This is a genomic window from Embleya sp. NPDC005971 (genome assembly GCF_040629175.1).
GTDB lineage: Bacteria > Actinomycetota > Actinomycetes > Streptomycetales > Streptomycetaceae > Embleya.
In genome coordinates this window covers 54,540-76,453 of sequence record NZ_JBEXUX010000046.1, presented here as the reverse complement: position 1 = coordinate 76,453, position 21,914 = coordinate 54,540, and the positions used below count along the sequence as shown (strand labels likewise).

22 protein-coding genes are annotated in these 21,914 nt (G+C 70.9%); 12 read left to right on the top strand and 10 right to left on the bottom strand.

Going from position 1 to position 21,914, the window contains the following annotated elements:
* Positions 1-6 precede the first annotated feature (6 nt).
* The 6 genes from ABZ374_RS32630 to ABZ374_RS32605 all read left to right on the top strand — a co-directional run bounded on the left by ABZ374_RS32630 (position 7) and on the right by ABZ374_RS32605 (position 4,399).
* Positions 7-690: a DUF2848 family protein gene (locus ABZ374_RS32630; protein ID WP_360317949.1), complete on the top strand. Its 684-nt coding sequence runs from the start codon at positions 7-9 to the stop codon at positions 688-690.
* Complete coding sequence (locus tag ABZ374_RS32625) at positions 690-2,144, top strand: 4-hydroxyphenylacetate 3-hydroxylase N-terminal domain-containing protein (RefSeq protein ID WP_360317946.1); 1,455 nt, start codon at positions 690-692, stop codon at positions 2,142-2,144. The genes ABZ374_RS32630 and ABZ374_RS32625 overlap by 1 nt, the downstream gene beginning before the upstream one ends.
* A 20-nt stretch (positions 2,145-2,164) precedes the next feature.
* Entirely contained in the window at positions 2,165-2,509 is a 345-nt protein-coding gene (locus ABZ374_RS32620; protein WP_360317943.1) for a cupin domain-containing protein, read from the top strand.
* A gap of 17 nt (positions 2,510-2,526) precedes the next feature.
* The gene (locus ABZ374_RS32615; protein ID WP_360317940.1) at positions 2,527-3,048 is read left to right on the top strand and encodes a flavin reductase family protein; all 522 of its coding nucleotides are present in this window, start codon (positions 2,527-2,529) and stop codon (positions 3,046-3,048) included.
* Positions 3,049-3,196: 148 nt separating this feature from the next.
* A complete protein-coding gene (locus ABZ374_RS32610) occupies positions 3,197-3,616 on the top strand; it encodes a nuclear transport factor 2 family protein (RefSeq protein WP_360317938.1) in 420 nt (139 codons plus the stop codon).
* Between the two features lie 18 nt (positions 3,617-3,634).
* Positions 3,635-4,399, top strand: coding sequence for an alpha/beta hydrolase (locus ABZ374_RS32605; RefSeq protein ID WP_360317936.1), 765 nt, complete (start codon positions 3,635-3,637; stop codon positions 4,397-4,399).
* Between the two features lie 261 nt (positions 4,400-4,660).
* Here ABZ374_RS32605 and ABZ374_RS32600 read toward each other — a convergent pair whose 3' ends face one another.
* The 3 genes from ABZ374_RS32600 to ABZ374_RS32590 form a co-directional block, all read right to left on the bottom strand.
* Positions 4,661-4,798 (bottom strand): hypothetical protein, encoded by a 138-nt coding sequence (locus tag ABZ374_RS32600; RefSeq protein ID WP_360317934.1) that lies wholly within the window; start codon positions 4,796-4,798, stop codon positions 4,661-4,663.
* Positions 4,799-5,147: 349 nt separating this feature from the next.
* Positions 5,148-6,044, bottom strand: coding sequence for a hypothetical protein (locus ABZ374_RS32595; protein ID WP_360317932.1), 897 nt, complete (start codon positions 6,042-6,044; stop codon positions 5,148-5,150).
* Between the two features lie 47 nt (positions 6,045-6,091).
* Complete coding sequence (locus ABZ374_RS32590) at positions 6,092-6,622, bottom strand: SigE family RNA polymerase sigma factor (protein ID WP_360317930.1); 531 nt, start codon at positions 6,620-6,622, stop codon at positions 6,092-6,094.
* A gap of 175 nt (positions 6,623-6,797) precedes the next feature.
* Between ABZ374_RS32590 and ABZ374_RS32585 the strand changes: the two genes are divergently transcribed.
* Together ABZ374_RS32585 and ABZ374_RS32580 are read left to right on the top strand one after the other, a co-directional pair.
* Positions 6,798-7,034, top strand: a complete 237-nt coding sequence (locus ABZ374_RS32585; RefSeq protein WP_360317928.1) for a hypothetical protein — start codon at positions 6,798-6,800, stop codon at positions 7,032-7,034.
* A 638-nt stretch (positions 7,035-7,672) separates the two neighbouring features.
* Entirely contained in the window at positions 7,673-8,224 is a 552-nt protein-coding gene (locus ABZ374_RS32580; RefSeq protein ID WP_360317926.1) for a hypothetical protein, read from the top strand.
* A gap of 615 nt (positions 8,225-8,839) precedes the next feature.
* On the opposite strand, the gene ABZ374_RS32575 is transcribed toward ABZ374_RS32580, so the two are convergent.
* The gene (locus ABZ374_RS32575; protein ID WP_360317924.1) at positions 8,840-11,296 is read right to left on the bottom strand and encodes an MMPL family transporter; all 2,457 of its coding nucleotides are present in this window, start codon (positions 11,294-11,296) and stop codon (positions 8,840-8,842) included.
* Positions 11,297-11,505: 209 nt separating this feature from the next.
* On the opposite strand from ABZ374_RS32575, the gene ABZ374_RS32570 reads away from it, so the two are divergent.
* Positions 11,506-12,096 carry a helix-turn-helix domain-containing protein gene (locus tag ABZ374_RS32570; protein ID WP_360317922.1) on the top strand — a complete coding sequence of 197 codons (591 nt, stop codon included), beginning with the start codon at positions 11,506-11,508 and terminating at the stop codon, positions 12,094-12,096.
* 333 nt (positions 12,097-12,429) lie between these two features.
* On the opposite strand, the gene ABZ374_RS32565 is transcribed toward ABZ374_RS32570, so the two are convergent.
* The 4 genes from ABZ374_RS32565 to ABZ374_RS32550 all read right to left on the bottom strand — a co-directional run bounded on the left by ABZ374_RS32565 (position 12,430) and on the right by ABZ374_RS32550 (position 16,763).
* Positions 12,430-13,095 carry a nitroreductase gene (locus ABZ374_RS32565; protein WP_360317920.1) on the bottom strand — a complete coding sequence of 222 codons (666 nt, stop codon included), beginning with the start codon at positions 13,093-13,095 and terminating at the stop codon, positions 12,430-12,432.
* A 109-nt stretch (positions 13,096-13,204) separates the two neighbouring features.
* A complete protein-coding gene (locus ABZ374_RS32560; RefSeq protein WP_360317987.1) occupies positions 13,205-14,860 on the bottom strand; it encodes a histidine kinase in 1,656 nt (551 codons plus the stop codon).
* Between the two features lie 119 nt (positions 14,861-14,979).
* Positions 14,980-15,648, bottom strand: coding sequence for an ABC transporter permease (locus ABZ374_RS32555; RefSeq protein ID WP_360317918.1), 669 nt, complete (start codon positions 15,646-15,648; stop codon positions 14,980-14,982).
* 146 nt (positions 15,649-15,794) lie between these two features.
* Complete coding sequence (locus tag ABZ374_RS32550) at positions 15,795-16,763, bottom strand: ATP-binding cassette domain-containing protein (protein ID WP_360317916.1); 969 nt, start codon at positions 16,761-16,763, stop codon at positions 15,795-15,797.
* Positions 16,764-17,016: 253 nt separating this feature from the next.
* Here ABZ374_RS32550 and ABZ374_RS32545 point away from each other — a divergent pair, with 253 nt between their 5' ends.
* Both ABZ374_RS32545 and ABZ374_RS32540 read left to right on the top strand, forming a co-directional pair.
* A complete protein-coding gene (locus tag ABZ374_RS32545; protein ID WP_360317913.1) occupies positions 17,017-17,697 on the top strand; it encodes a response regulator transcription factor in 681 nt (226 codons plus the stop codon).
* 295 nt (positions 17,698-17,992) lie between these two features.
* Positions 17,993-18,853, top strand: a complete 861-nt coding sequence (locus ABZ374_RS32540; protein ID WP_360317911.1) for an AAC(3) family N-acetyltransferase — start codon at positions 17,993-17,995, stop codon at positions 18,851-18,853.
* Positions 18,854-19,885: 1,032 nt separating this feature from the next.
* Here the strand turns inward: ABZ374_RS32540 and ABZ374_RS32535 are convergent.
* Positions 19,886-21,034, bottom strand: coding sequence for a methyltransferase domain-containing protein (locus ABZ374_RS32535; RefSeq protein WP_360317909.1), 1,149 nt, complete (start codon positions 21,032-21,034; stop codon positions 19,886-19,888).
* On the bottom strand, positions 21,035-21,187 hold the full coding sequence (locus tag ABZ374_RS32530) for a hypothetical protein (protein ID WP_360317907.1): 153 nt from the start codon (positions 21,185-21,187) through the stop codon (positions 21,035-21,037).
* Positions 21,188-21,366: 179 nt separating this feature from the next.
* Here ABZ374_RS32530 and ABZ374_RS32525 point away from each other — a divergent pair, with 179 nt between their 5' ends.
* Entirely contained in the window at positions 21,367-21,816 is a 450-nt protein-coding gene (locus ABZ374_RS32525; RefSeq protein WP_360317905.1) for a hypothetical protein, read from the top strand.
* The last annotated feature ends 98 nt before the right edge of the window (positions 21,817-21,914 follow it).

Genomic DNA, 21,914 nt, shown 5'->3' with positions numbered 1-21,914 from the left:
CCACTTGTGAGCACTTCGATACCACCGCTGCGTATGCGCGTGGTCGACACCGACGAATACCTGGACGTGCGGCCGGCGCGCCTGGTCGTGGCGGGCTACACCGCGCGCGACGAGGCCGCCGCACGACGCCACATCGAGGAACTCGCGGCCATCGGCATCCCGCCACCCGCGACCGTGCCGGCCTTCTACGATCTCGACCCGTCCCTGCTCACCACCGAACGAACCGTCGCGGTGGACGGCGAGGCGACCTCGGGCGAGGTGGAACCCGTGGTCATCCGCCACCGAGGCCGCCTGTTCCTGGCGGTCGGCTCGGACCATACCGATCGCGAACGCGAACGCCTGGACATCACCTCGTCCAAGGCCGCCTGCCCCAAGCCGCTGGGCACCGACGTGATCGAACTCGACGCCGGCACCCGCCCACCGAACTGGGAACAGCTGACCGCCGAATCCGCGATCGACGGTCGCCCCTATCAGCACGGACCACTGTCCGCGCTGCGCCACCCCCGCGAACTGCTCCACCGGATGACCGCGGCCATCGGCGACGTCGCCGGTGACCTGGTGTTGTTCTGCGGCACCCTGCCCCTGCTCACCGGCGACTTCGTGTACGGCTCCCGCTGGCTGCTGTCCATCGAACTGCCCGGCGGGCCCTCCCTGACCCATGACTACACCGTGCACCAGAGGAGTTCGTGATGCGCACCGGAGCCGAATACCTGGCCTCTCTCAAGGACGACCGTCGTGTCCACGTCGACGGCGAGGTCGTCGCGGACGTCGCCCACCACCCGGCCTTCACCCCCATCGCGACGACGATCGCCGAACTCTTCGACATCGCCGCCGACCCCGAATCCGGCTTCACCCGCCCCGACCCGGAGACCGGCGAGCCGATCAACCTGCTGTTCACGGCCCCGCGAAGCCGGGACGAACTCACCGCCTACCGCACCGCCGCGACCCGCTGGGCCAGACACACCCACGGCTGGGTCGGACGCAGCCCCGACCATGTCGGTGCGTTCGTCGCCGCGTTCGGGGCCCACCCGGAGGCGTTCGCGAGCGGCGAGCGCGATCTGGCCGCCAACATCGTCGCCTACCGACGCCGGGTCGCCGCCGAGAATCTGTACGTGTCCTACGCGATCATCCCGCCGCAGGTCTCCCGGGCGACCACCGCACACGCCTGGGAAGGCGAGTTGGTCCAGGTCGGCGTGGCAGAGGAGCGTCCCGACGGCATCGTGGTGCGCGGCGCGCAGATGCTGGCCACCGGCGGCGCGGTCGCCGACGAGATCCTGGTGTCGTGCATCAAACCGCTCGGCCCCGAGGACACCGACTTCGCGCTGAGCTTCGCGGTGCCCGTCGGCGCCCAGGGCCTGAAGCTGTACTGTCGACGCCCCTACGCGCCGGCCGCCACCAGCGCCTACGACTACCCGCTGACCACGCGCTACGACGAGACCGACGCACTGTTGGTCTTCGACGATGTGTTCATCCCGTGGGAGCAGGTGTTCGTCTACCGCGATGTCCCCGGACTGCGACGCCAGTTCTTCGACACCGGCGCCCACGTGCTGGGCAACTGGCAGGCCCAGATCCGACTGAGCGTCAAGCTCCAGTTCCTGGCCGGCCTGGCCCGCAAGGTGGCCGCCGTCAACGGAGTCGATCGTTTCCCGGGCGTCGTCGAGAAACTCGGTGAACTCGCGAGCCTGGTCTCGCTCGCCGAGTCCGCGGTCCTCGCCGCCGAATACACCGCCGAGCCCGACGAGCAGGGCATGTGGCGCCCCGGCTCCCGGGCCGTCTACGGGGCGATGGGCATGCAGTCGGAACTGTACCCACGCGTGCTGGCGATCCTGCGCGACCTCGTCGGCGGGGGAGTGCTCCAAGTGCCCTCCGGCATCGCCGACATGACCAATCCCGAAACGCGCGCCGACATCGATCGCTACATCCAGAGCCCCGGTGCCACGGCCGAGGAGCGGGTCAAGCTCTTCAAGCTGGTCTGGGACGCCGTCGGCAGCGAGTTCGCCGGGCGCCACCACCAGTACGAACTCTTCTACGCGGGCGCACCGTTCGTGGTGAAGGGCTACGCCTACCGCAACTACGACTTCGACGCGCCACTCGCCGCGGTGGACGCCTTCCTGGCGAGCTACCACGTCGAGAGCACCGTGTGAAACCACAGGAGCGTGACCAAGTGAGCAAGCCCGAACACGAGTTCTTCCCCGTCTCCGACATCGAGTTCACCCTGTGTCCGGGCGACGACCCGGCGATCACCGAACGAGTCCTGGCCAAGGACCCCGCCACCGGGGTCGCGACCCGAATCCTGCGCTACGCGCCGGGCGCCGATTCCACCCCGATGGGCGTGCAGCGCCACGACTTCTGGGAAGAGGTGTACATCCTGGAGGGCTCGTTCACCGACATCACCCTGGGCCGCACATTCACCGCCGGCATGTACGCCTGCCGCCCGCCGGGCATGCCGCACGGGCCCTGGCGAACCGACGAGGGCGTGGTCACCTTCGAAGTGCGCTACCGCGCCTGAGCATCGGAGACAACGACATGGCTTCCACCCTCGCGTCCGTGGACCCGCAGACGATGCGCCGGACCATGGGCCGTTTCGCCACCGGGGTGGCGGTGGTCACGACCTACGCTCCCGACGGCACGCCGCACGGGATGACGGTCAACTCGCTGACCTCGGTGTCCCTGGACCCGCCGCTGCTGCTGGTCTGCCTCAACATCGGCGCGCGCAGCACCGACGCGATCACCGCTTCGGGTCGATTCGCCGTCAGCATCCTGTCGTCGCGTCAGGAACCGATCGCGATGCGCTTCGCCCGGCGCGCCGAGGACCACTTCGCCGGCCTCGAACCCGCCTACGGAAGGCACCACGTACCGGTGATCCCGGATGCCCTCGCCCACCTGGAATGCGACGTGGAGCGCCACTTCGTCGCCGGAGACCACATCGTGGTCGTCGGCCGCGTCCTGGACACCTGCGAGCGCGCCGGCGAACCGCTGGCCTTCCTCGGTGGACGCTTCGGCGACCTCGTCGACCGCGGGCACGCCCAGGTGCCCTGGTACTTCTGAACCCCACTCGGCCCGACGCTCTCGGGGCCTGATCGCCCCGAACGGCCGAACGGCGGACGCCGCAATCCGGGCTGCCCCCACGGGTCGCAGCCCCCGAACCGCAACCGACAAGCGCCGCCCCGCGGCGCCCCTGCGAAGGCGAACAGACATGCCCCTGACAGTGGAAGACAAGCTGGCGATCCAAGAGCTCGCCGCCCGGCAGTTCAAATACCTCGACGCGCACGACGTCGATGCCTGGGCACAGTGTTGGATCCCCGACGGAACGTTCGTCGCGAACTACGGGACCTTCCAGGGCCACACGTCCATCATGGAGTTCCTCCGCGGTCACATCGCGGCGGGCAAGGAGGACGGCGCGCGACACCTGGGCGTCAATCACGTGATCGAAGGCGACGCCGAGCGGGCCGAGATGTACAGCGTCGTGGTCAAACTCCAGGTCGTGCAGTCGCCGTTCATCATCGCGACGGGCATCTACCGCGACACCCTGGTCCGCACGCCCGACGGTTGGCGATTCGAGTCCCGCCGGCTCGACATCGACCCGGGTGTCTTCGCCGCCGGCCCGCGTGCCTGAGCAGAACGGAGTACGTCGTTGAACACGCTCGCCTCGGAGCGATGGGGTGATCACGGCCCCCGGCTCCTGCTGATTCACGGCAGCCTGAACTCCGCCGCCGCCGCATTCGTGGAGCAGCAAGCCTTCGCGGACGAATGGACCGTGATCGCGCCCTATCGACGCGGTTACCGTCCGAGCCCGCACACCGATCGCATCGACCCCGATCGCGATGCCGAAGAGATCGTGGAACTGATCGGTTCCGGTGCCCACCTCGTGGGCACCTCCATGGGCGGTGTCGTGGCCATGCGGGCGGCGGCGCTGGTCCCGGATCGTGTGTGGTCCCTCACCGTCATCGAACCACCCGCGCTGCCCAACGGGATCGGCCATCCCGCGGTCGACGAGCTGCGCGAGGCACTGATGCGGCACTGGCAGCGGAACGTCTCGGCCGACGACGAGACGTTCCTGGCGGGATTCCTGGAGGCCCTCGGCGTCAAGCTTTCGCTGCCGAGCCCGCTTCCCCCGGAGTTCGTGGAGGCCGTACACAATCTGAAGACGGAACGGCCGTGGGACACGGGAGTTCCGTTGCCGTTGCTCGCCGGGACCACCTTCCCCAAGCTCGTCGTATCGGGCGGCGGAACCCCCGCGTTCGAAGCGGTATGCGACGTGCTGGCGACACACATGAACGCCGAGCGCAGGCTCTTCCCGGGAAGCCCGCACGCCGTACAGCGGATCGGCCGACCGTTCAACGACGCGCTGAGAGCCTTCCTCACCGCGGCCGAATCCCGACGGGGCAATCCCGAATAGCCGAACACGTCAAGCCGGGACGGCCGCCCGGCGAAGACGACCGATCCCGTCTCGACACGAGAGGCGCGAAGCAGCCGGGGCGACGACCAACGTCGCCCCGGCTCCTCGGCATGCGGCCGGCGCCGGTGAGCCCGTCCTGCGGTTGTTTTCGGGACCCCTGGCCGAGAACGCCGAACAGGCAGCCCCTTTCGTGCGCGCGACGGCCCTCGTCCGCGGGGACTGCGCACTCGCCCTCCTCGAATCCTGCGCGGACGACAAGCGCTACCAGGCCTCGGCGGCGTGTTGGAGGAAGGCATGGCGCGGCAAGGGGCCGTGGCCGAGCCGGCGTGCGTCCATCGCGGCCTCGATCACCGCCCTGGTGCCGGGCAGGTCCCGGGCCTTGCGGTAGCGCTCGATCACGGCGGGAGCGTCCGCCGGATATCGGGTGACGCCCCCTGGGGAACCCCGGCGACCTGCGCGACTGCGCCTCCGCGGGCACCCCGGGCGGCGACGACGACCCCCGCCTCGTGTCGTCACCGTTTCCGGCGCCGGGCGCGCGGTCGTGACCGCGGCGGGGCCGGACGTTCGGGCGACCGCGTCGGTGGGGGTGGCCTCGCGCCGGTCTTTGTCCGACCGCTCCCCGTACCGATGTCCCTCTTCGTTCGGTGGCGCCCGGCAAGCAGGCGCGGACCTTGCCGGGCGCCTCCGGCGGATCACGGGGCGGCCCCGGCCGGACCGGCGGGGCCGCCCCCGGCGTGGGCGGGACGGGTCAGGACTGTTGTGCCGGGCCGAACGAGGCGATCGGGGACCACGTCGTGCCCAAGGTGGGCGGTGTGACGGGGTCGGCGGGCGGCGGCGGGACGTAGGCTGCGAGGATCGGCGCCCAGGCCGGGTTCCTCAGGATGGACAGGGCCTGCTCGTCGGTCAGCGGCAAGGTGCTGCGGGTGGGCTTGCCGTTGTCCGACAGTTCGCCGTTTCCGTAGCTCAGTTCGACCATGGTCTCCCCGGTGACGTAGTTGACGCTCTTCCAGGCGATGCCCTTGTCCGGAAAGGGCTTCTCGAAGGTGCCGAGCAGCGTTCCGTCCGGTGCGTTGCGGCAGCCGCCGAAGTTGTTCTCCTTGGGCTTGGGCCTGCCGTCGGCCATGGTGCACCCGGAGAACCGCTTGCCCACCATGTGGAAGGTCACCTCGACCACGCCCTGGCCGGTGTCCCAGGTGACCTTCGCGTAGAGGCCGCCGTCGACGGCGGTGTTGGTCGTGATCTGCTTCGTCCCCCCGGGCAGCAGGTTCCTGATGATCGGACCGAGCCGATCGGCGAGGGGATTCGGTGCCACCGGCTGCGCCGGCAGTTCCGGGTTCACGCCCCCCAACCGTCCGTCGATCCGGGACGGCGACGGATCCGCCGCGGGCCCCGCCTTGGTCGCCGGACTCGTCCGCAGCTGTGCCGCGCCCAGCCCGCCCGCCACGATCACTCCCACCGCCAGGGTCACGCCAACGGTCTGCCCCAACGCACGCCGCCGCGCCCGGCGGCGGCCGCCCTCGGCCGCCCGGGTAGCCAGCCCCGCGCCCGGCGGGATCACCAACTCGTCCACTTCGGCGCGCAGTTCGCTGCGAAACAGGTCCTCGGTCTCCACTGCCTGCCCTTCCACGACGTCGGTTCCCCTCATGTATGCCACTGTGTCCGCCGCCGGCCATTCCGTTGTGCGCCGTTTCCTCACGGCTGTCCCTCCGCAGCGGCCTCGCGGGTCAGCTCCGGCACGCGCTCGCGCAGCCTGGCGAGCGCGCGCATCGTGCCGGTCTTCACGGCGGACACGCCCATACCCAGCCGCCGTGCGGTCTCCTCGACGCTCAGGTCCTCCCAGTACCGCAGCACCAGCAGGGCGCGGTCGCGTGGTTCGAGGGTGCGCAGCGCGCCGACGAGGGTGAGCCGCAGTTCGGGGTCGCCGTGAACGAGGGCGGGGGTGCGGGCCAGCACGTCGGCGTCTATGCCCGTCATCTCGCCGCTGCTCTTGCGGCGGCGCCCATCCAGGAACGCGTTGATCAGGACGCGCTTGGCGTAGGCCTGCGGGTGCTCCTGCCGCTCGAGCTTGGGCCACACGACGTAGACCTTCTCCAACGCGGTCTGCGCGAGGTCCTCGGCCGCATGCCAGTCGCCGCAGAGCAGGAAGGCGGTGCGGCGCAGTACGGTCTGGTTCGCCTCGGCGAACTCGGCGAATCCGATGCGCTCCCTGTGGAACCAACCCATCCTTCTCCCCGCTCCGTCGTCGACCTCACAGAGTCTTGACGGGTCGAACCGCCGGTTCGGTCACACCTGGCTGCGCAGGCGAGAACGAAGAGCGGTCGATTGATCATGTGTTGACCATTGGATTTGCAGGATCTGGGACTTTGGATCCTGGCTGCGTGGCCTGGGTTTTGCTGCGGTGGTCCGATATCGCGTGCGGTTCACCGACAGCGCCGAGAACAACATCGCGAAACTCCCCGCCGCGCGCCGGCAGCAGAGCAAAAGTGCGGCCGACAGCGCACTCGGTTCCGACCCGTACGGCAACGGCTCCTCACCGGTGCGTGGCGACCGGGACCGCCGCGACGTCACCCTCGCCGACGCGATCCCGACCTACGAGGCCGGCCCGAACGTGGTGGTCGTCGCCCCCTTCGGGTGACCTCCGCCCCCGGCGGTGTCGCGTGGCGCTGTCCGACCCGGTGGTGGGGGTTGGGCCGGGTGCGGGAGGTCGCCACCCGACTCGAAACCTGGACGGGTTGAGTCGATCACCGTGACCCGCGAGGATGGTCGCGTCACGCTCGGTCGTCGAACCCCCACCCCGGAGGCGGATGTGCGCGCATGTGTGAAGCGTCGAATCGTGTTGGGCGTCGCGTCGATCGCGTTGGGCGGTGGCGTCGTGATCGGCGCCGCGGCCCAACTGGCGAAGATGATCGTGCCCGGCGCGGCGTGACGTGGGGCGCCGGGCCGCGGGCGTCACCCGCCCGCGCCCGGCGCGGCCGCACTGCCCGACACGGCCGGAGCCTCGTTCTCTCTACCGGGTGCGGCGCCGCGTGTACCGAGTCCGAGAGACCCGGACATCCCTGCCCGGGTGGCGGGTGGGCGGGGCGACGCCGCGATTACTCTCTCGCGCACTGCGGGTTCGCCCTATGCGAGCACTGTTCGGGGCGGGTCTGAAGATGAGGAAGAGGTTCGCGGTGCCCCTTCCGCAACAGCCGACGTGCTCGTCGTAGTCGGCGATCAAGGGGGCGGGCGGGGGCGGACGAGGGGAGGTCTGAGGGGTGCCGCTAGCGTGGCCGCATGGTGCGCAGCCCGCTGGACGAATGGCAAGCAACGCGTCGCGTCGTCGACGGCGTTCGGCGCGACGGCGCGTTCGAGGCGCGGACCTCCACGAAGGCCCTCGCGGCCATTGCCGGCTGCACGGTGCCGTTGCTCGCGGCGATGGCGGGGTCGTTCGCGAGTCCGAATCCGGACATGCCGAAGGTGCTCGTTCCGGTCGTGGCGGTGCCGCTGGTGGCCGTCGTCGTGTGGATCGTGTGGCTGGTCGTGCCGCGCGTGCGGCTGCGGGTGGACACGGACGGCATCGCGGTCCGCGGGCGGCGCGTCGTGGCGTGGGGGGACGTGGCCGAGTTCCGGACCGGGATCGCCGCGGGGCGGGCACCGCAAAGCTACGTGCTGGTCGAACGCGGCGGCGCCGCCGGCCCGCTGCCGCCCGTGAAGCTGCCGATTCTGCTCGACGTCGACACGGCGATTCTGCGCGCCGCACTCAACACCCTCGTCGTCGAGCGGCGCGAAGGAACACGGCCCGGCCCCGGCCCCGGGCCCGTCCGGCCGCGCCCGAGCCGGCCCTGACGCGGCCCACCGCGCACGCGCTTCCCGCACGTCGAATCGGACGAACTGGCTTGCGCGGTCGAGGCGTTCGTCGCCCACTCGGTCTCGGAGTGACCAGCGCGGCGGCCTCGGCGGAACTTGCCGCTGCGCCGCCGCGATCACCGCGTTCGCACGCGCTCGGGACTCCGACCGCCACGGGCACGACGCCCGCGCCGCCCGCAAGCGCCTTCTCGACCGACCCGGCCCCGCCCGACTCCGCGTCGTCGTATCCGAGAGGACAATGAATCGCCCAACTCGAGGCGGTCCCACAGTCGGCCGTCACCGCCAAGCGCGACGCCATGCCTGCCGAGGTTCGTCACGACATTCCCCAGGCCCGGATCCTCGACAGCAACGACAGCTACAGCGGTTCGAGCCGGACACGAAGTCCCACCTCGCCCGTGCCGCCGCGGCGTCCACAGCGCGCGGCCTGCGCACCGCGTTCGATACACGGACGTCCGAACCGGCGGAGGGGGCTGCGACAGGGTCTTCCCGAAGATCGGTACGTCGCCGCTGTCCTGGCCCCTTCGGGGAGTGGCGGGGGAGTCGACCGGAGCCTCGACGCCGTGCGGCGCCGGGGGCTGTATCCGGGCAGTCGAGTCATGCGGAGGGAGAGGGGTGCGGGGCCGGGGTCGGCTCGGTGAGCCGGCCGGTGCGGCGGGCCCAGGTTTCGAATGCCACGGTCATGAAGGGAGGTATCGCGGCGAGCAGGGCGAAGAGAGTCGTCCGGCCCAGCCGCCACTTCAGCCGGATCGCCACGAAAACGGTCAGGAGCAGGTAGGCGATGAAGGCGGCTCCGTGGAGTGTTCCGAAGATCCGTACGCCGAGTTCGGTGGTCTTCGGGATGTACTTGACGTACATCCCGATCAGCAGGCCGGCCCAGGTGCATGCCTCGATGACCGCGATCCAGGTGAAGGCGCGCAGCAGGCGCCCGGTCGGGACGGCGGTTTCGCCGGCGGGCCGGGGAGTTGTCCTGCGGCTGGGGCGTGCGGGCCACAGGGCGTGGTCACCGAGAAGGCGGACGATGGCGGGGACCAGGAGCGGCCGGATGAGGAAGGTGTCCAGCAGGATGCCGAAGGCCATGGCGAAGCCGAACTGGAACAGTTCGCGGATCGGTTGGGTCATCAGGACGGCGAAGGTCGCGGCAAGGATGAGGCCCGCGGAGGAGACGACGCCGCCGGTGCGGGTGAGGGCGGCGCTGATGGCCTTGTCCGGGGGCAGGGCGCGCAGCTCCTGCTTGAACCGGCTCATGATGAAGATGTTGTAGTCGACGCCGAGTGCGACGAGGAAGACGAAGATGTATGCGGTGACGCGGTTGCCGATGCCTTCGTCACCCAGGACGGTGACGGTGAGGAAGGTGGTGGCGCCCAAGGTGGCCAGAAAGGACAGGAGGAGGGTCGCCACCAGGTAGAGCGGTGCGAGGAGCGAGCGCAGCAGGAGGATGAGGACCGCTGTGACGATGGCGAGGACCAGGAGCACGATGAAGGTCGTGTCGCGGTCGAGGGCCGAGCGGATGTCGGCGGTCTGTGCCGTCTCTCCCGCGATGAACACCGTGGTGCCCGTCACGCCGGCGGCATCGGCCGCGGCCCGCGCGGTCTCCTTGAGCGGACCGATGGCGTCGAGTGCCTTCGAGCTGTACGGGTCGAGGCTGAGGACGACGTCGTAGAAGACCGTTGTGCCGTCGGGCCCGAAGCGGGGGTGCCGTCCGACCCTGCCGACGTCGTCGACGCCGGCGAGCGCGGCGGCGATGGCGGTGGGCGCGGTGCCGGATCTCAGGTCGTCCCGGGACTGGACGACGACGGTGCCGGGCGCGATCTCACCCGGGCCGAACTTCTCCTGGATGAGGTGCTGCCCGCGCTCGGACTCGGTGGCGGCACGGAAGCCGCCGAGCGTGTTGAAGCTCTCGTGGTAGCCGAGCAACCCGGCACTCATCACCACGAGCAGCGCGACCACGGCCATGCCCACTCGGACCGGGGCCCGGGCGACGAGAGCGGCAACGCGGTGCCAGACGCCCGTGCCGCGGCTTCGTTCGGCGGCTTTGGTCGCGCCACCGGGCCAGAAGACGCTCCCGCCCAGCAGCAGGATCAGGGCGGGGACGAAGGTGAACGCCACCGGCGCCATGACGGCCACGCCGAGAGCGAGGTAGGGCCCGAAGCCGTGCAGCGCCGGGGAGACGGCCACGAGCAGGGCGAACATGGCGAGCACGATGGTCAAGGCGCCGGCGAGGACGGATTCGGCCGTTCGGCGCACCGCGGTCTGCATCGCGCGCGGACGGTCCGTCTCGTCGAGGAGGGCCTCGCGGTAGCGGGCGGTGATGATCAGCGCGTAGTCCGTGCCCACGCCGAACAGCAGCACGGTCATGATCGAGGCGGTTTGGGAGCTGACCGTGATGATCCCGGCGTCCGCGAGGAGTGCTCCGGTCGTCTCCGCCACGCGCATGGCCACGCCGACGGCGAGGAGGGGCACGAGGGCCATCAGGGGTGAGCGGTAGACGGCCAGGAGGATGACGAGGACGAGCAGGATGGTGGCCAGGAGCATGACCTTGTCGCCGCCGCTGAAGACTTTCACGGTGTCGGTGGCGATCCCGGCGGGGCCGGTCACGGCGACTTCGGTGGGACCCGCACGGTCGGCCGCGAGGGCGCGTACCTCGTCGACGGCGTGCTGGAAGGACTCGTCCGAGGGGCTTCCGGTCATGGGCACGATGACCAGTTGGGCGCTGCGGTCCTGCGAGACCAGTTCGGCTACGGCGTCGGGAGTGGTCACCGTGGAGATCACGCTCGCCACATGGTCGGGCCGGGTGGATTCCGAGAGCTCCGAGGTGATGCGAGTGACGGCCTCCCCGGCGCTTGCCGCGGCGTCGGTTCCCTCGCCGCGCACCACGATGATCGCCGGCGTCGCGTCCTGGCCCGGAAGCTGCGCACGGACGAGGGCGCGGGCCTTCATGGAATCCGAGGCGGCGGGCGGAAGGTTGGCGGAGGCGTTGTCCTCGACGGATTCCAGAGCGGGGGCGACCCCGGCGAGGAGGCCCGCGATCAGTACCCAGAACGCGACCACCACGGCGGCACGTTTTCTTGATCCCAGGAGACATCGGAGCATGCGGGAGTACATCGGTTGCATCGGGAAGCCTTCGGCCGGAAGCACGGACAGAACTTAGCGACAGGGGTGTCGCTAAGTTGCGGCCAAGTTAGCACGGGCTCTCTCGGCACCCCGGATACGGCGGTAGATTGGCGCGGGGGACAGCGAATGGCCGAGGCGGAGCGGGGAGAATGCCCAAGATCGAAGCCGGCAGTGTGCGTGAGCACCGGGCCAAGCGGCTCGCTCGGCTGATCGACGCGGCCGAGGCGATCCTGAACGAGGACGGCGTGGAGAACCTCACCGCCGGCGCGGTCGCCGCGCGGGCCGGTATCGCCCGCAACAGCATCTACCGCTACTTCGACTCCATCGAAGACCTGCTCGAACTCGTCGTGACCCGCGAGTTCCCCGCCTGGGTCACCGCCGTCGAGGACGCCATCGCCGCCGAGGCCACACCCCGGGCCCGGGCCGCCGCGTATGTGCGGGCGAATGTCGAGCAGGCGGCCCGCGGTACCCACGGCCGGCGCGCGTCGCTGTCGCGCGGCTCGCTGTCCGATCGCGTCCGGCAGCGGGTCAGGGATCTGCACGGGTCGCTGCACAGGGCGCTGGAGGGCGTGGTCGCCGAACTCGGTCCGGCGCAGCCCGAACTCACCACAGCGGTGATCCAAGCGGTCGTCGACGCGTGCGTCCGCAGGATCGACCAGGGCGACGACCCCGCGGAGGTCACCTCGTTCGCCCTGCGCGCCGTGCACCGATTGCTCGCCCCGGACGCCGACCGACAGTGAGCGTCGGCGTACACCTGTACGTCGCCCCGTGTCGGGGACGCCGAACCCGGTCGCCGGCGTCGGCTGTTCGTTCGCCGTCGGTGCCGGCCTCGGGTCGCCGGCCCCGCGCGGTTGGGGTCGGTGCCGGCCGGTGCGCGGGGCGGTGTCGTCTTCCGGGCCGGCTGCCTGCTGTTCCCTGATCGCCGTCTCCACCAGGGCGCGTGCGGCCCAGGTGATGGCCTCCTGCTCGGCCTGTGGGCCGAGTCCGCGGACGTCGCGCAGGGCGATCGGTTGCGTGCGGCCGACCAGCATCCGTCGAAGGCGATGCACCTGCGGATCCCGACCGTCGGATGGTCACATTCCGACGAAGCTCACTGTTTCGGTCGTGTCCGCCCGCCCGGTGCGCAGCCGTGGCGTGCCTTCCTTCTCGAATCCCACGGAGACACCGCAGAACAGCACGAGCCCCTCGTCGGCTCCGACCACTTCGTTGACGGTCTTGCGATACATCGTCCACATCACCTGCGGACAGCTGTGCAGCCCTTCCGCCCTCAGCAACAGCATGACCGTCTGCAGGTACATCCCCGCGTCCGCCCACTGCCCGGGACCCATCGTCTCGTCGAGGTAGCAGAACAGCACGACCGGCGCCCCGAAGGCCCGCGAGTTCAAGGCGGCGATCTTCATGGGCCTTTCGGGGTCGTCGCGCTCGATACCCAACGCTTCGTAGCGCTGGGCGGCCGCGGCGGCGAAGCGGTCCGTATACGGCGAGGTCAGTTCGGCCGGGTACATCGGATACTCCCGTTCGTCGCCCGGGTCGCCCGCCAGGGCCCTGGCCGTCGCGCGCCTCTTCAGTTCGGCCAGGGGCTCGCCCGCCACGACATAGGCATGCCACGGCTGGAGGTTCCCGCTCGACGGAGCCCGCGTTGCCGCGGTCAGCACTCGTTCGAGAACCTCCCGGGGTACCGGCTCGTCGCTGAACGCCCGCACGGCCCGGCGGCCGTCCACCGCTTCATACACATCCACGTGGTTCTCGTCCTCTCAGTCGACGCAGCTCGACCTGTCGGTCGGCAAAGGCTCTTCGTCGGTCCCGGGTCGTTTCGGTTCAGCTCTTCCTCGACGGTACGGATGGTGGTCACGGGGTTGTCGGCCGGCTCGCGGAAACGGTGTCCTTCGTCGTCAGCGTGTTGCCGGACCAGCACAGCCGGTAGAGGTCGACCTCGGTCAACAGGTCGCGGCCGGATCGGTAGAACTCGCAACGGACACCGGGCGGTCGAGGTGCGAAACGGGCATGGTCGGGCGGGTACGGGTAGGCGTGGTCCGGCAACAAGGAAGCGAGTTCGGCGCGGGGCCGGCCGATGGTCAGCTCGTCGAACCGGGACGGCGGCAGCACGCTGGTTGTCAACTGCCAGGCCAGGTAGACGGCTGAGGGTACGAAGAAGGCGGCTGCGACGACGGGAGCCGCGAAGGCGGCGACGGAGCGGCGGCGGGCGGCATTTCGTACGGAGGCGAGCCGTCTGACGGACTCCGGTACGACGGTGTTCGTATCCGGCCGCGCGGATCCTGCGTGCGGCCCGCGAGGTGCGGGCGCCGTCTTCGGGTGCGGCGTCGGCGTTCCCGGGCAAGCCGCGACCTGGTGCGGGAAGACGGCGGTGACGCGGAATCCGCCCTGGTGGGGGCCGGTCCACAAGGAGCCGCCGAGTACCGTCACCCGCTCCCTGAGCCCCGTCAGGCCCCGGCCGCCGGCACCGATCGTCGGGCCTTCGGCCGCGAACGCCGGCCGGTCGGCCGGCGGAGCTGCGTTCACGACGTCTACGCGGGTACGGTCGGCCGCGTGCGAGATCCGCACCCGGATCTCGCCGTCCGGTGCGTGCTTGACCGCGTTGGTGAGTGCCTCCTGCACCGCCCGGTAGACACCTCCTTGGACCAGGGCGGACAGTATGGGCATCGCCCCGTGCCGCTCCCAGCGCACCGGCACTCCGCAGGCGGCCGCCCGCCCGAGGAGGTCCTCGACGGTGTCGGTGACGGGCAGGCCCGTTTCGGCCGGGTCGTGCAGGACCGCGACGGTCTCGCGCAGTTGCTCCACGGCGTCCGCGATCGTCGCGCGCAGCTCGGCGAGGTCGGTGCGGTCGCGGTCGGTGAGGTCGGGAGAGAGTTCCAGGGCGCCGGCGCGCAGGGCGACCAGGCTCAGCACGTGCCCGAGAGAGTCGTGCATGTCGGCCGCGATGTCCGCGCGTTCGGTCAGCCGCGCCTGCTCCGCGACCAGGTGCTGGTGTTCCTCCAGGCTCCGGGCCAACTGCCAGCCTTCCCTCACCAGTTCGTGCCGCCCGCGCCAGTGCCGTCCGGCCAGCCAGGGCAACACGAGAGCGGCGGGCAGCACGGTCGACGCGTAGAACCACCACACGGCCGGCGTCCGCAGCACCGCGCACGTCGCGAGAACGACGGCGAGGCAGCCGGCCAGCACCAGGAGCGGGCGTCGGGCCGCGGCGACCCGGAGTCCCAGCAGAAAGCTCAGGGCGGCCAGTGACAGGACGTGGGCGTTGGCAGGGGTCGCGGGGTCGGCCATGCCCAGCGCGCACAGTCCGTTGACCAGGACGACCGCGGTTCCCGGCCGGCGGCGGGACAGCGGGACGGCCACCACCAGGACGGCCAGCGGCAGACACAGGTCCTCGACCGGCGAGGCCGCGGCGCCCGCGTCCCGGAACCCGTAGCCGGTGGCAGCGGCGAGCACGCTCGACAGGGCCACGTCACCGCACACCTGTCTGACCGGGGGCATCCGTATGTAGGGCATGGTGCGTCGATCGTCCTTCCGGCTCATGTCCTCACCTTTCGGGTCGATTCTGTGGGACGGCCCCGGACGCCCGGCGCGGGAGTGGGCCCGACGAGGGCTGCGGGCCGCCCCCGCGCCGGTCAGGCGTCCCGTCGACGCAGCACGTACAGGCCGATCAGGTGTGCGGTCGCGGCCCACGCCGTCACGATCAGGACCGCCGTTGCCGGCCCGTACGGTGCGTCGGCCTCCAGACGCATGAAGTGGCCCCCCGCACCCTGCGGTAGCCGGTCGTCGAGGTCCGCGAGCGTCGGGCCTCCCAGGCCCAGGAGGATGCCGGGCAGCGCCCACAGGAGGGTGGCGAGGATCGAGAGAGCACCTGCCGGATGACGCATGGCGAACGCCACCCCGATGCTCAGCACAGCGACCAACGCCTCGTAGAGACCGACCGCGAGGACCTGACGCAGGCTCGCGCCGGCCGCGAAGGAGGCCCGTCCGTCGAACCCCACCCAGGCCACGGCCGTGCCCACGACGGCGAACGTGGTGCCGGCGACGAACGCCACTACGGCTGCCACCAGGGCCTTCGCGGCGTGGACCCGATGCCGCCGAGGAACCGACAGGAGGGAAGTCCGCACGCTGCCCGTCGCGTACTCGGAGGTGACCGCGACCGTGGCCAGGACGACGACGGCGAACTGCACGAGGACTGCGGAGGAGGCCGCCGCGTTCCCGACGGGCTGCACCGGATGCTCGTTGATGCGGGCGATCGAAGCGTAGTAGTAGGTGAAGACACCGGTGATCGCAAGGCCCGCCACAAGACAGAGATAGGAGGCTCGGAGGGACCACAGTTTGGTCCACTCGGCGGCGACGGCCCCGGCGAAACCTGCGGGTGCGCCCCGGCCCGGGGCCTCAGGAACGGCGTGTGGCGGGTCCGCGCGCCTGACGGGTGTCGTCGGGATGGTCATGCTCGTCCCGCTTCGTTCGGCGCCGCGAGTGCGGCGGTCGGGTCCGCGGCGCTGCCCGCGGTGTACTCGGCGCTGCGTGCGGTCAGGTCCATGTACGCCTGCTCCAACGAGACTTCGACGTCGCTCAGCCGGTGCAACCGGACTCGGCAGTAGTGGGCCAGGTCGCCGATCTCCGCGGCGGTGCGGCCCTCGACGGTGAGTTCGCCGGACGCGGACACCTCGACGCTCACCCCGTCGATGCTCGTCAGGCGACGGATCAGCGTCGCCCTGCCCTCGGGGTCGGGCACCACCGTGCGCGCCGACGCCAAAGAAGCGGCGGCGAGAAACTCCCCCATGGAGGCGTCGCTCAGAAGCCGGCCACGTCCGATGACGACGAGATGGTCGGCCGTCAGTTGCATCTCGCTCATCAGGTGGCTGGAGAGGAACACGGTGCGTCCTTGGGCCGCCTGCTCACGGACCAGCCGGCGGATCCACCGCACGCCATCCGGGTCGAGGCCGTTGACCGGCTCGTCCAGGACGAGTACGGACGGGTCGCCGAGCAGTGCGCCCGCCACCCCCAGCCGCCCGTTCATGCCGAGCGAGTACGTGCCGGCGGGCCGCCGGGCGGCCTTGGCCAGGCCCACGCGCTCCAGCACCTCGTCCACGCGCCGCGCCGGGATTCCGTTGGCCCGGGCTTGGGCGACAAGGTGGGTGCGGCCGGAACGGGCCGGGTGGACGGCCCGCGCATCCAGCATCGCGCCGACCTCGCACAGCGGCCGCCGCAGGCTTGTGTAGGGCCGGCCGCCGATCAGGGCCTCGCCGCGCGTGGGGTGGTCCAAGCCGAGGATCATCCGCATGGTGGTGGATTTGCCGGCCCCGTTGGGGCCGAGGAAGCCGGTCACCCGGCCGGCTCGGACATCGAAGGTCAGGTCGTCCACGGCGAGGATGTCGCCGTGGCGTTTGGTGAGTCCTCGGACGGTGATCACGGAGATCCTTGCTGTCGGCCGCTGACCGCGGAAACGAGCTCGCGGAAGTCGACAGCGGCGCACACCGACGCACGGTGGGTCTGGGCCGGCCGCTTCGTTTCCCGTACGAAGCGACGCTAGGAGTTCGCGGCGTCGGTGCCCATCGGTCGAACGGCAGGGATGCCCTGCCGTTCGTCGGGGGTAAGCTCCGACCCGGGGCGGATCCGAGGTCTCCCGGTCCGCCGCCGGAGCACGCCGCCCGTAGGCTCGCCGGGTGACGGATACGACACCCGGCGATCGACCGGTCCGAGTCCTGGTGGCCGACGACGAGGCGATGGTCCGGGCGGGAGTGCGGGCCATCCTGGCCAGGGCCTTGGACATCGACGTGGTCGCCGAGGCGGGTGACGGGCACGAGGCCATCGCGCTCGCCCGCCGACACCGGCCCGATGTGGTCCTGTTGGACATCCAAATGCCCGGCCTGGACGGGCTCACGGCGGCTGCGCTGCTGCACCGGGATCGGACGGCGGCCGGTGTCGTCATGCTGACGACCTTCGGTCAGGACGAGTACATCACCCGCGCCTTGGAGGAGGGCGCCGACGGCTTCCTGTTGAAGGCGGACGACCCGAGGGAACTGCTCAACGGGGTACGTGCGGTGGGAGCCGGCGGGGCCTACCTGTCCCCGCGGGTCGCGGGCCGGGTCGTCGCCGGCATGCGTGCGCACCGCGCGGCACATCCCCACCGCTCTCTGGAACGGCTCACGGATCGGGAGCGCGAGGTCCTGGCCGGACTCGGGACCGGCCTCTCCAACGCGGAGATCGCGCGCCGACTGCACCTGGTCGAGGGCACGGTGAAGGCACACGTGAGCGCGGTACTCGCGAAACTGGGCGCTCGCAACCGGGTCGAGGCGGCCATCGCCGCCTACGAGGCAGGCATGGTCCCATCACGCCGCGGCTGATCCGACATCACGTCACGGGTCACGTTTCCGTCATGTCCACGGCCGCGTGATTACGCGTCGAGCGCGAGGCGTGCCCACCCTCCAGGCCCTAGGGGCGCCGCCCGGGCCGACTACCGCCTCGCGCCTGCCGACTCGGTGCCCGGTCGCCGGCCGGCGAAACACGCGTTCCTCACCCTGCCCGGCGTGGCACCGCACGCCGAGGCCGCCCGGGCGGAGATCCTCGCGCTCCTCCGTGCCGCCCTGGCGCACGGACAGAGTGACGCCCCCACCACCCCGAATACGGAGAACCTCAAGCATGCGAATCACCGAGCCGCAAACCGGCGAGCTGACCTACACCGACCTGATGGAGGGATGGCGCAAGGTCGGCGTCCGGGACGGCATGTCCGTAATCGTTCACTCGTCCTTGTCCAGCATCGGCCGTGTCGACGGCGGCGCAGCCACCGTGGTCGACAGCCTGCGCGCCGCACTCGGACCGGCCGGAACGCTCCTTGCCCCCACCTTCACGTGGCAGGTCGCCGATCCCGACCCTGATCACGTCGGTATCCCCGACGCCGCAGTGATCGAAAGGCGCGCGGCCGTGCCCGTGTTTCATCCCGACTTGCCGTCCACCGGGATGGGCGCCGTCCCCGAACTCTTGCGCTCCTTGCCCGGGAGCGTGCGCAGCTCGCATCCGCAGGCGTCCGTCACCGCCATCGGTGTTCGGGCAGTCGACGTCGTTCGCCGCCAGACGCTCGGGTTCGCGGTCGGCCGCGCGTCGCCGTTCGGGCGTCTGCACGACCTCGGGGGCCACGTCCTCCTCGTGGGCGTCGGCCACGACCGCAACACCTTCCTGCACCACGCCGAAACACTCACGCCCCGTCCGCGCCTGAAGGTCCGCCGCTTCCCCCGGGACCTCGAAGGCGAGCGGGTGTGGGTCGAGACGCTCGACGTCGGCAACGACAACGGCAGGTACTTCCCGACGATCGGCCGCGAGTTCGAGGAGCAGGCCGGCATCGACGAAGTCCTGGTCGGCGACGCTCCATGCCGACTGATCCCGGTGCGGGAGCTTGTCGCTTTCGCGGTTGGCCGTCTCACCGAACTACTCGACGCGGAGCGCACAACCAACAGCCTCCGGTCCATGGATGCCCGCCCGCGGCCTGGTGAAGACCGCCCCTGACGTCCACCGGCCCACCAGGCCCGCCACGCGCAGAACACGTGCGGAAGAGCGCCGAGGATTTCGATTTCCGAGCCGTAAACGAACGGGAACTCGACGCGGAGCGCGAGCAGATCGCGAAATCGGTACTCGACATCCACAACGAAGCGAACCGGGTCTCTGTGCGGGATCTCTCGTCGGCTGCGGCATCTTCGACAGCGGGCGCAGGAACCGGGGGAGAACTCGTACCGGCTCAGTGACCGCGAGTGGCGCTCCCTCGCGCGATCGTCGCCCCCTGTGCGGCACCGACCGGCGGTAGGCCCGCAGCAGCGCCTCCCGCGTATGCCCGGCTCCCGTGTTCGGCGCCCCCGTGCCGGCCGTCGCCGGTGCGCGCATCGGCCGCGATGCGAGCGACGGCGTGGTACGCGGCGGTCGCCGGAACGGACTGGGTGCTCTCCCACGTCGGACACGGCACGACGACGTGGCCGGACGACCGCGGCCCGGTGCCGCACATGCTTGCCGAAGGCGGCCTCGACACGGTCCAACGGCACTGCAACACTCGCTTCGCCATCCGCCCACCCTGACCAGACGCGAACGCGTCGACCTACGGGTCGTCCGCCTCCTCCTCGACGGACACTGCGTCGTCCACCCCACACGCAACCTCCGCTCCGCCCGACTACTCGACGACACCGACCCGACCGTACGCGCCCTCCTTCGCGGAGAAGCAGCAAGCTTCTCTCCGCGGGCCCCTACGACATCGACGTGGCCGGACGCGTCCTGGCCGTGGGACAAGTCGCCTCCTACCACCCCGACATCGTCCTCGCGCCGACCCCCACAACCGGACAGGGCGACCCAACGAACGAAACCGGCGGTCCACTCGTGCGACTCACCACCGCCGACGGCACAGGCTTCCATCTGTTCGGGCGTTCGCCCACTTCGACGGGCGCTAAAGCCGTACGCCGACACGACCACGCGTGATCCGGATCCTCCCGGGCCGTAGCGCTACCGGATGGTCCCGTCCCGTCCCGGCGCGGGCGTGTCGTGCGGCGGTCTTTGTCAGGCCGAGGTGGGGAGGTGGAAGCGGCGGCCGGTGTCGGGGTCGCCCTCCCACACGTACTGCTCGTCCCGGCCGATGGTGATGCCGTGGTCCCAGCGGCTTACCTGCCCGTGCGCGATCCATGCGTCCCAGGCGGTCTCGAGCGCGTCGAGCAGGCGCAGGGGACCGCCTTGTTCGGTGCGGGCGCCGCCGTCGGGCTCGGTGGTGACGACGGCCCAGGAGGAGGTGCCGTCGTGGATCCAGGCGTTGACGCCGTCGTCGTCGGTGTCGGCGGTGTAGAGCACGTCGGGCAGCGCCATGCGCAGCGCCCACAGGAGGTTCGGGTCGGTGTGCAGGGGGGTGATGTCGCGGTGGACGGCGCGTTTGTCGTCGGGGGCCCGGCCGGCGCGGACCTGGGTCCAGGAGCGGACGGTGGCGGCGGGGGCGGGGGTGCCGCGTGCGTGCATGAATTGCGCGAGGCCGTGCATCCAGCCTCGGGCGCTGCGATGGTCGTCGGCGACGGTGACGGCGAAGTGCCCCATGCGGCCGAGGGGGAAGACCAGGTCGCCGCCGGGGACGGTCTGTTCGATCCAGGCCCAGGGGACGTGGTCGACGGCGTAGGTGGCGATCACCCTGTCGTAGGGGGCCGTTTCGGGCCGCCCGAGGTTGCCGTCGCCGACCGAGACGTCGACGCGAACCCCGGAACGCCGCAGCCTCCCGTCCGCCGCGTCCGCGAGTCCCGCCGCAGCCTCCACACCGGTCACCCGCCCGGAGCCGCCGACGCGGTGTGCGAGCAGTGCCGCGTTCCAGCCGGTCCCCGTGCCCAACTCAAGCACGCGGTGGCCGGGTTCGACGTCGAGGGAGTCGAGCATGGTCGCCACGACCGCAGGCGCCGACAGCGACGACGACGGGATGCCGTCGGTGATCTCGGTGACGGCCGCGTCGTCGGGCCCGGCGTAGACGAGTTCGGCCCATCGGTCGGGGTCGGCGGTGCGGTCGACGGGTACATAAGCGGTTTCGTTCCAGTCCCAGAGCCGGTCCGGTGCGAACGCGTGGCGGGGCAGCGCGTCGAACGCGTCGCGAACCCAGGGGGCGTCCTCGGGCCAAGCGTGACGCGCCCGCATCGCCTCGTCCAGGGCACGGCGACGAACTTCGAGGACGCCGGCCATCTACTTCGGGTCCTTCTTGTGGCGGCCGTCCGGGGTCGGCTCCGGGGTGGGCTGCCCGTCCTTGTTGCCTGGCGGGGGGTTGCCCTTGGACGGGTCGGGGGCCGGTTTGTTGTGCTCGCCCATGATGGTGGTCGCCCCTTCTCGGGTCGTCACAGTCCGAAACCTCATGATGACGCAACCGGGAGCGGAGGGGGAACGGTTCGTGACGACCGAAGCCATCACGCGACAGGACACAGTGTCATGGCCGCCTTCCCGTGCCGCCGCCGTCGAGGACCACCTCGCTGTGTTCGTACGCATCGCGGCGGGTCGGGCGGACGCGGTGGTACTCCTGCATGAGTAGAGACGCCGAGGTCATCGTGCCGGCCCGTCATGCGGACGAGGTCATGGAGCCGCTGACCCGGCAGGACACGGAACGCACCTGGCGGGGCCATGTCGGGCCGATCTCGGGTCGGTGGGGCTTCGACTTCGGGTGGGCCCTGGAGTTCGACAAGGCCCGGGCCCGCCACGGCCTGCTCAGGCATCTGGAGTCGCTGCCGTGGCCGTATCCGGGAACGGTGCGGGTGCTGCTCCGCGACCAGGACGACGACTGTTTCGGGTTGTGGATGCTCCGGGACGGCAGGCTCGTGGAGATCGCCATCGAGCGCACGGAGCGGTTTCACCGAGCTTCTCCGCCCAACGAGCGGTTCGAGCCCGCCCCGGGGCTGCTGCTGCGGACCGATCCGGGCGCGGATCTGCCCGAGCAGACGCCGGAGGAACTCCGCGATCCCCGCCCGGCCCGGTAGGCCCCCGACGACGACCTCGTCGGGCCCCGCCGCCCGGCGCCGAGGGCCGGCCTTCGATCCGCGCCGAACGGCCGAGGGTGTGGTGGCAATGCCGTGCG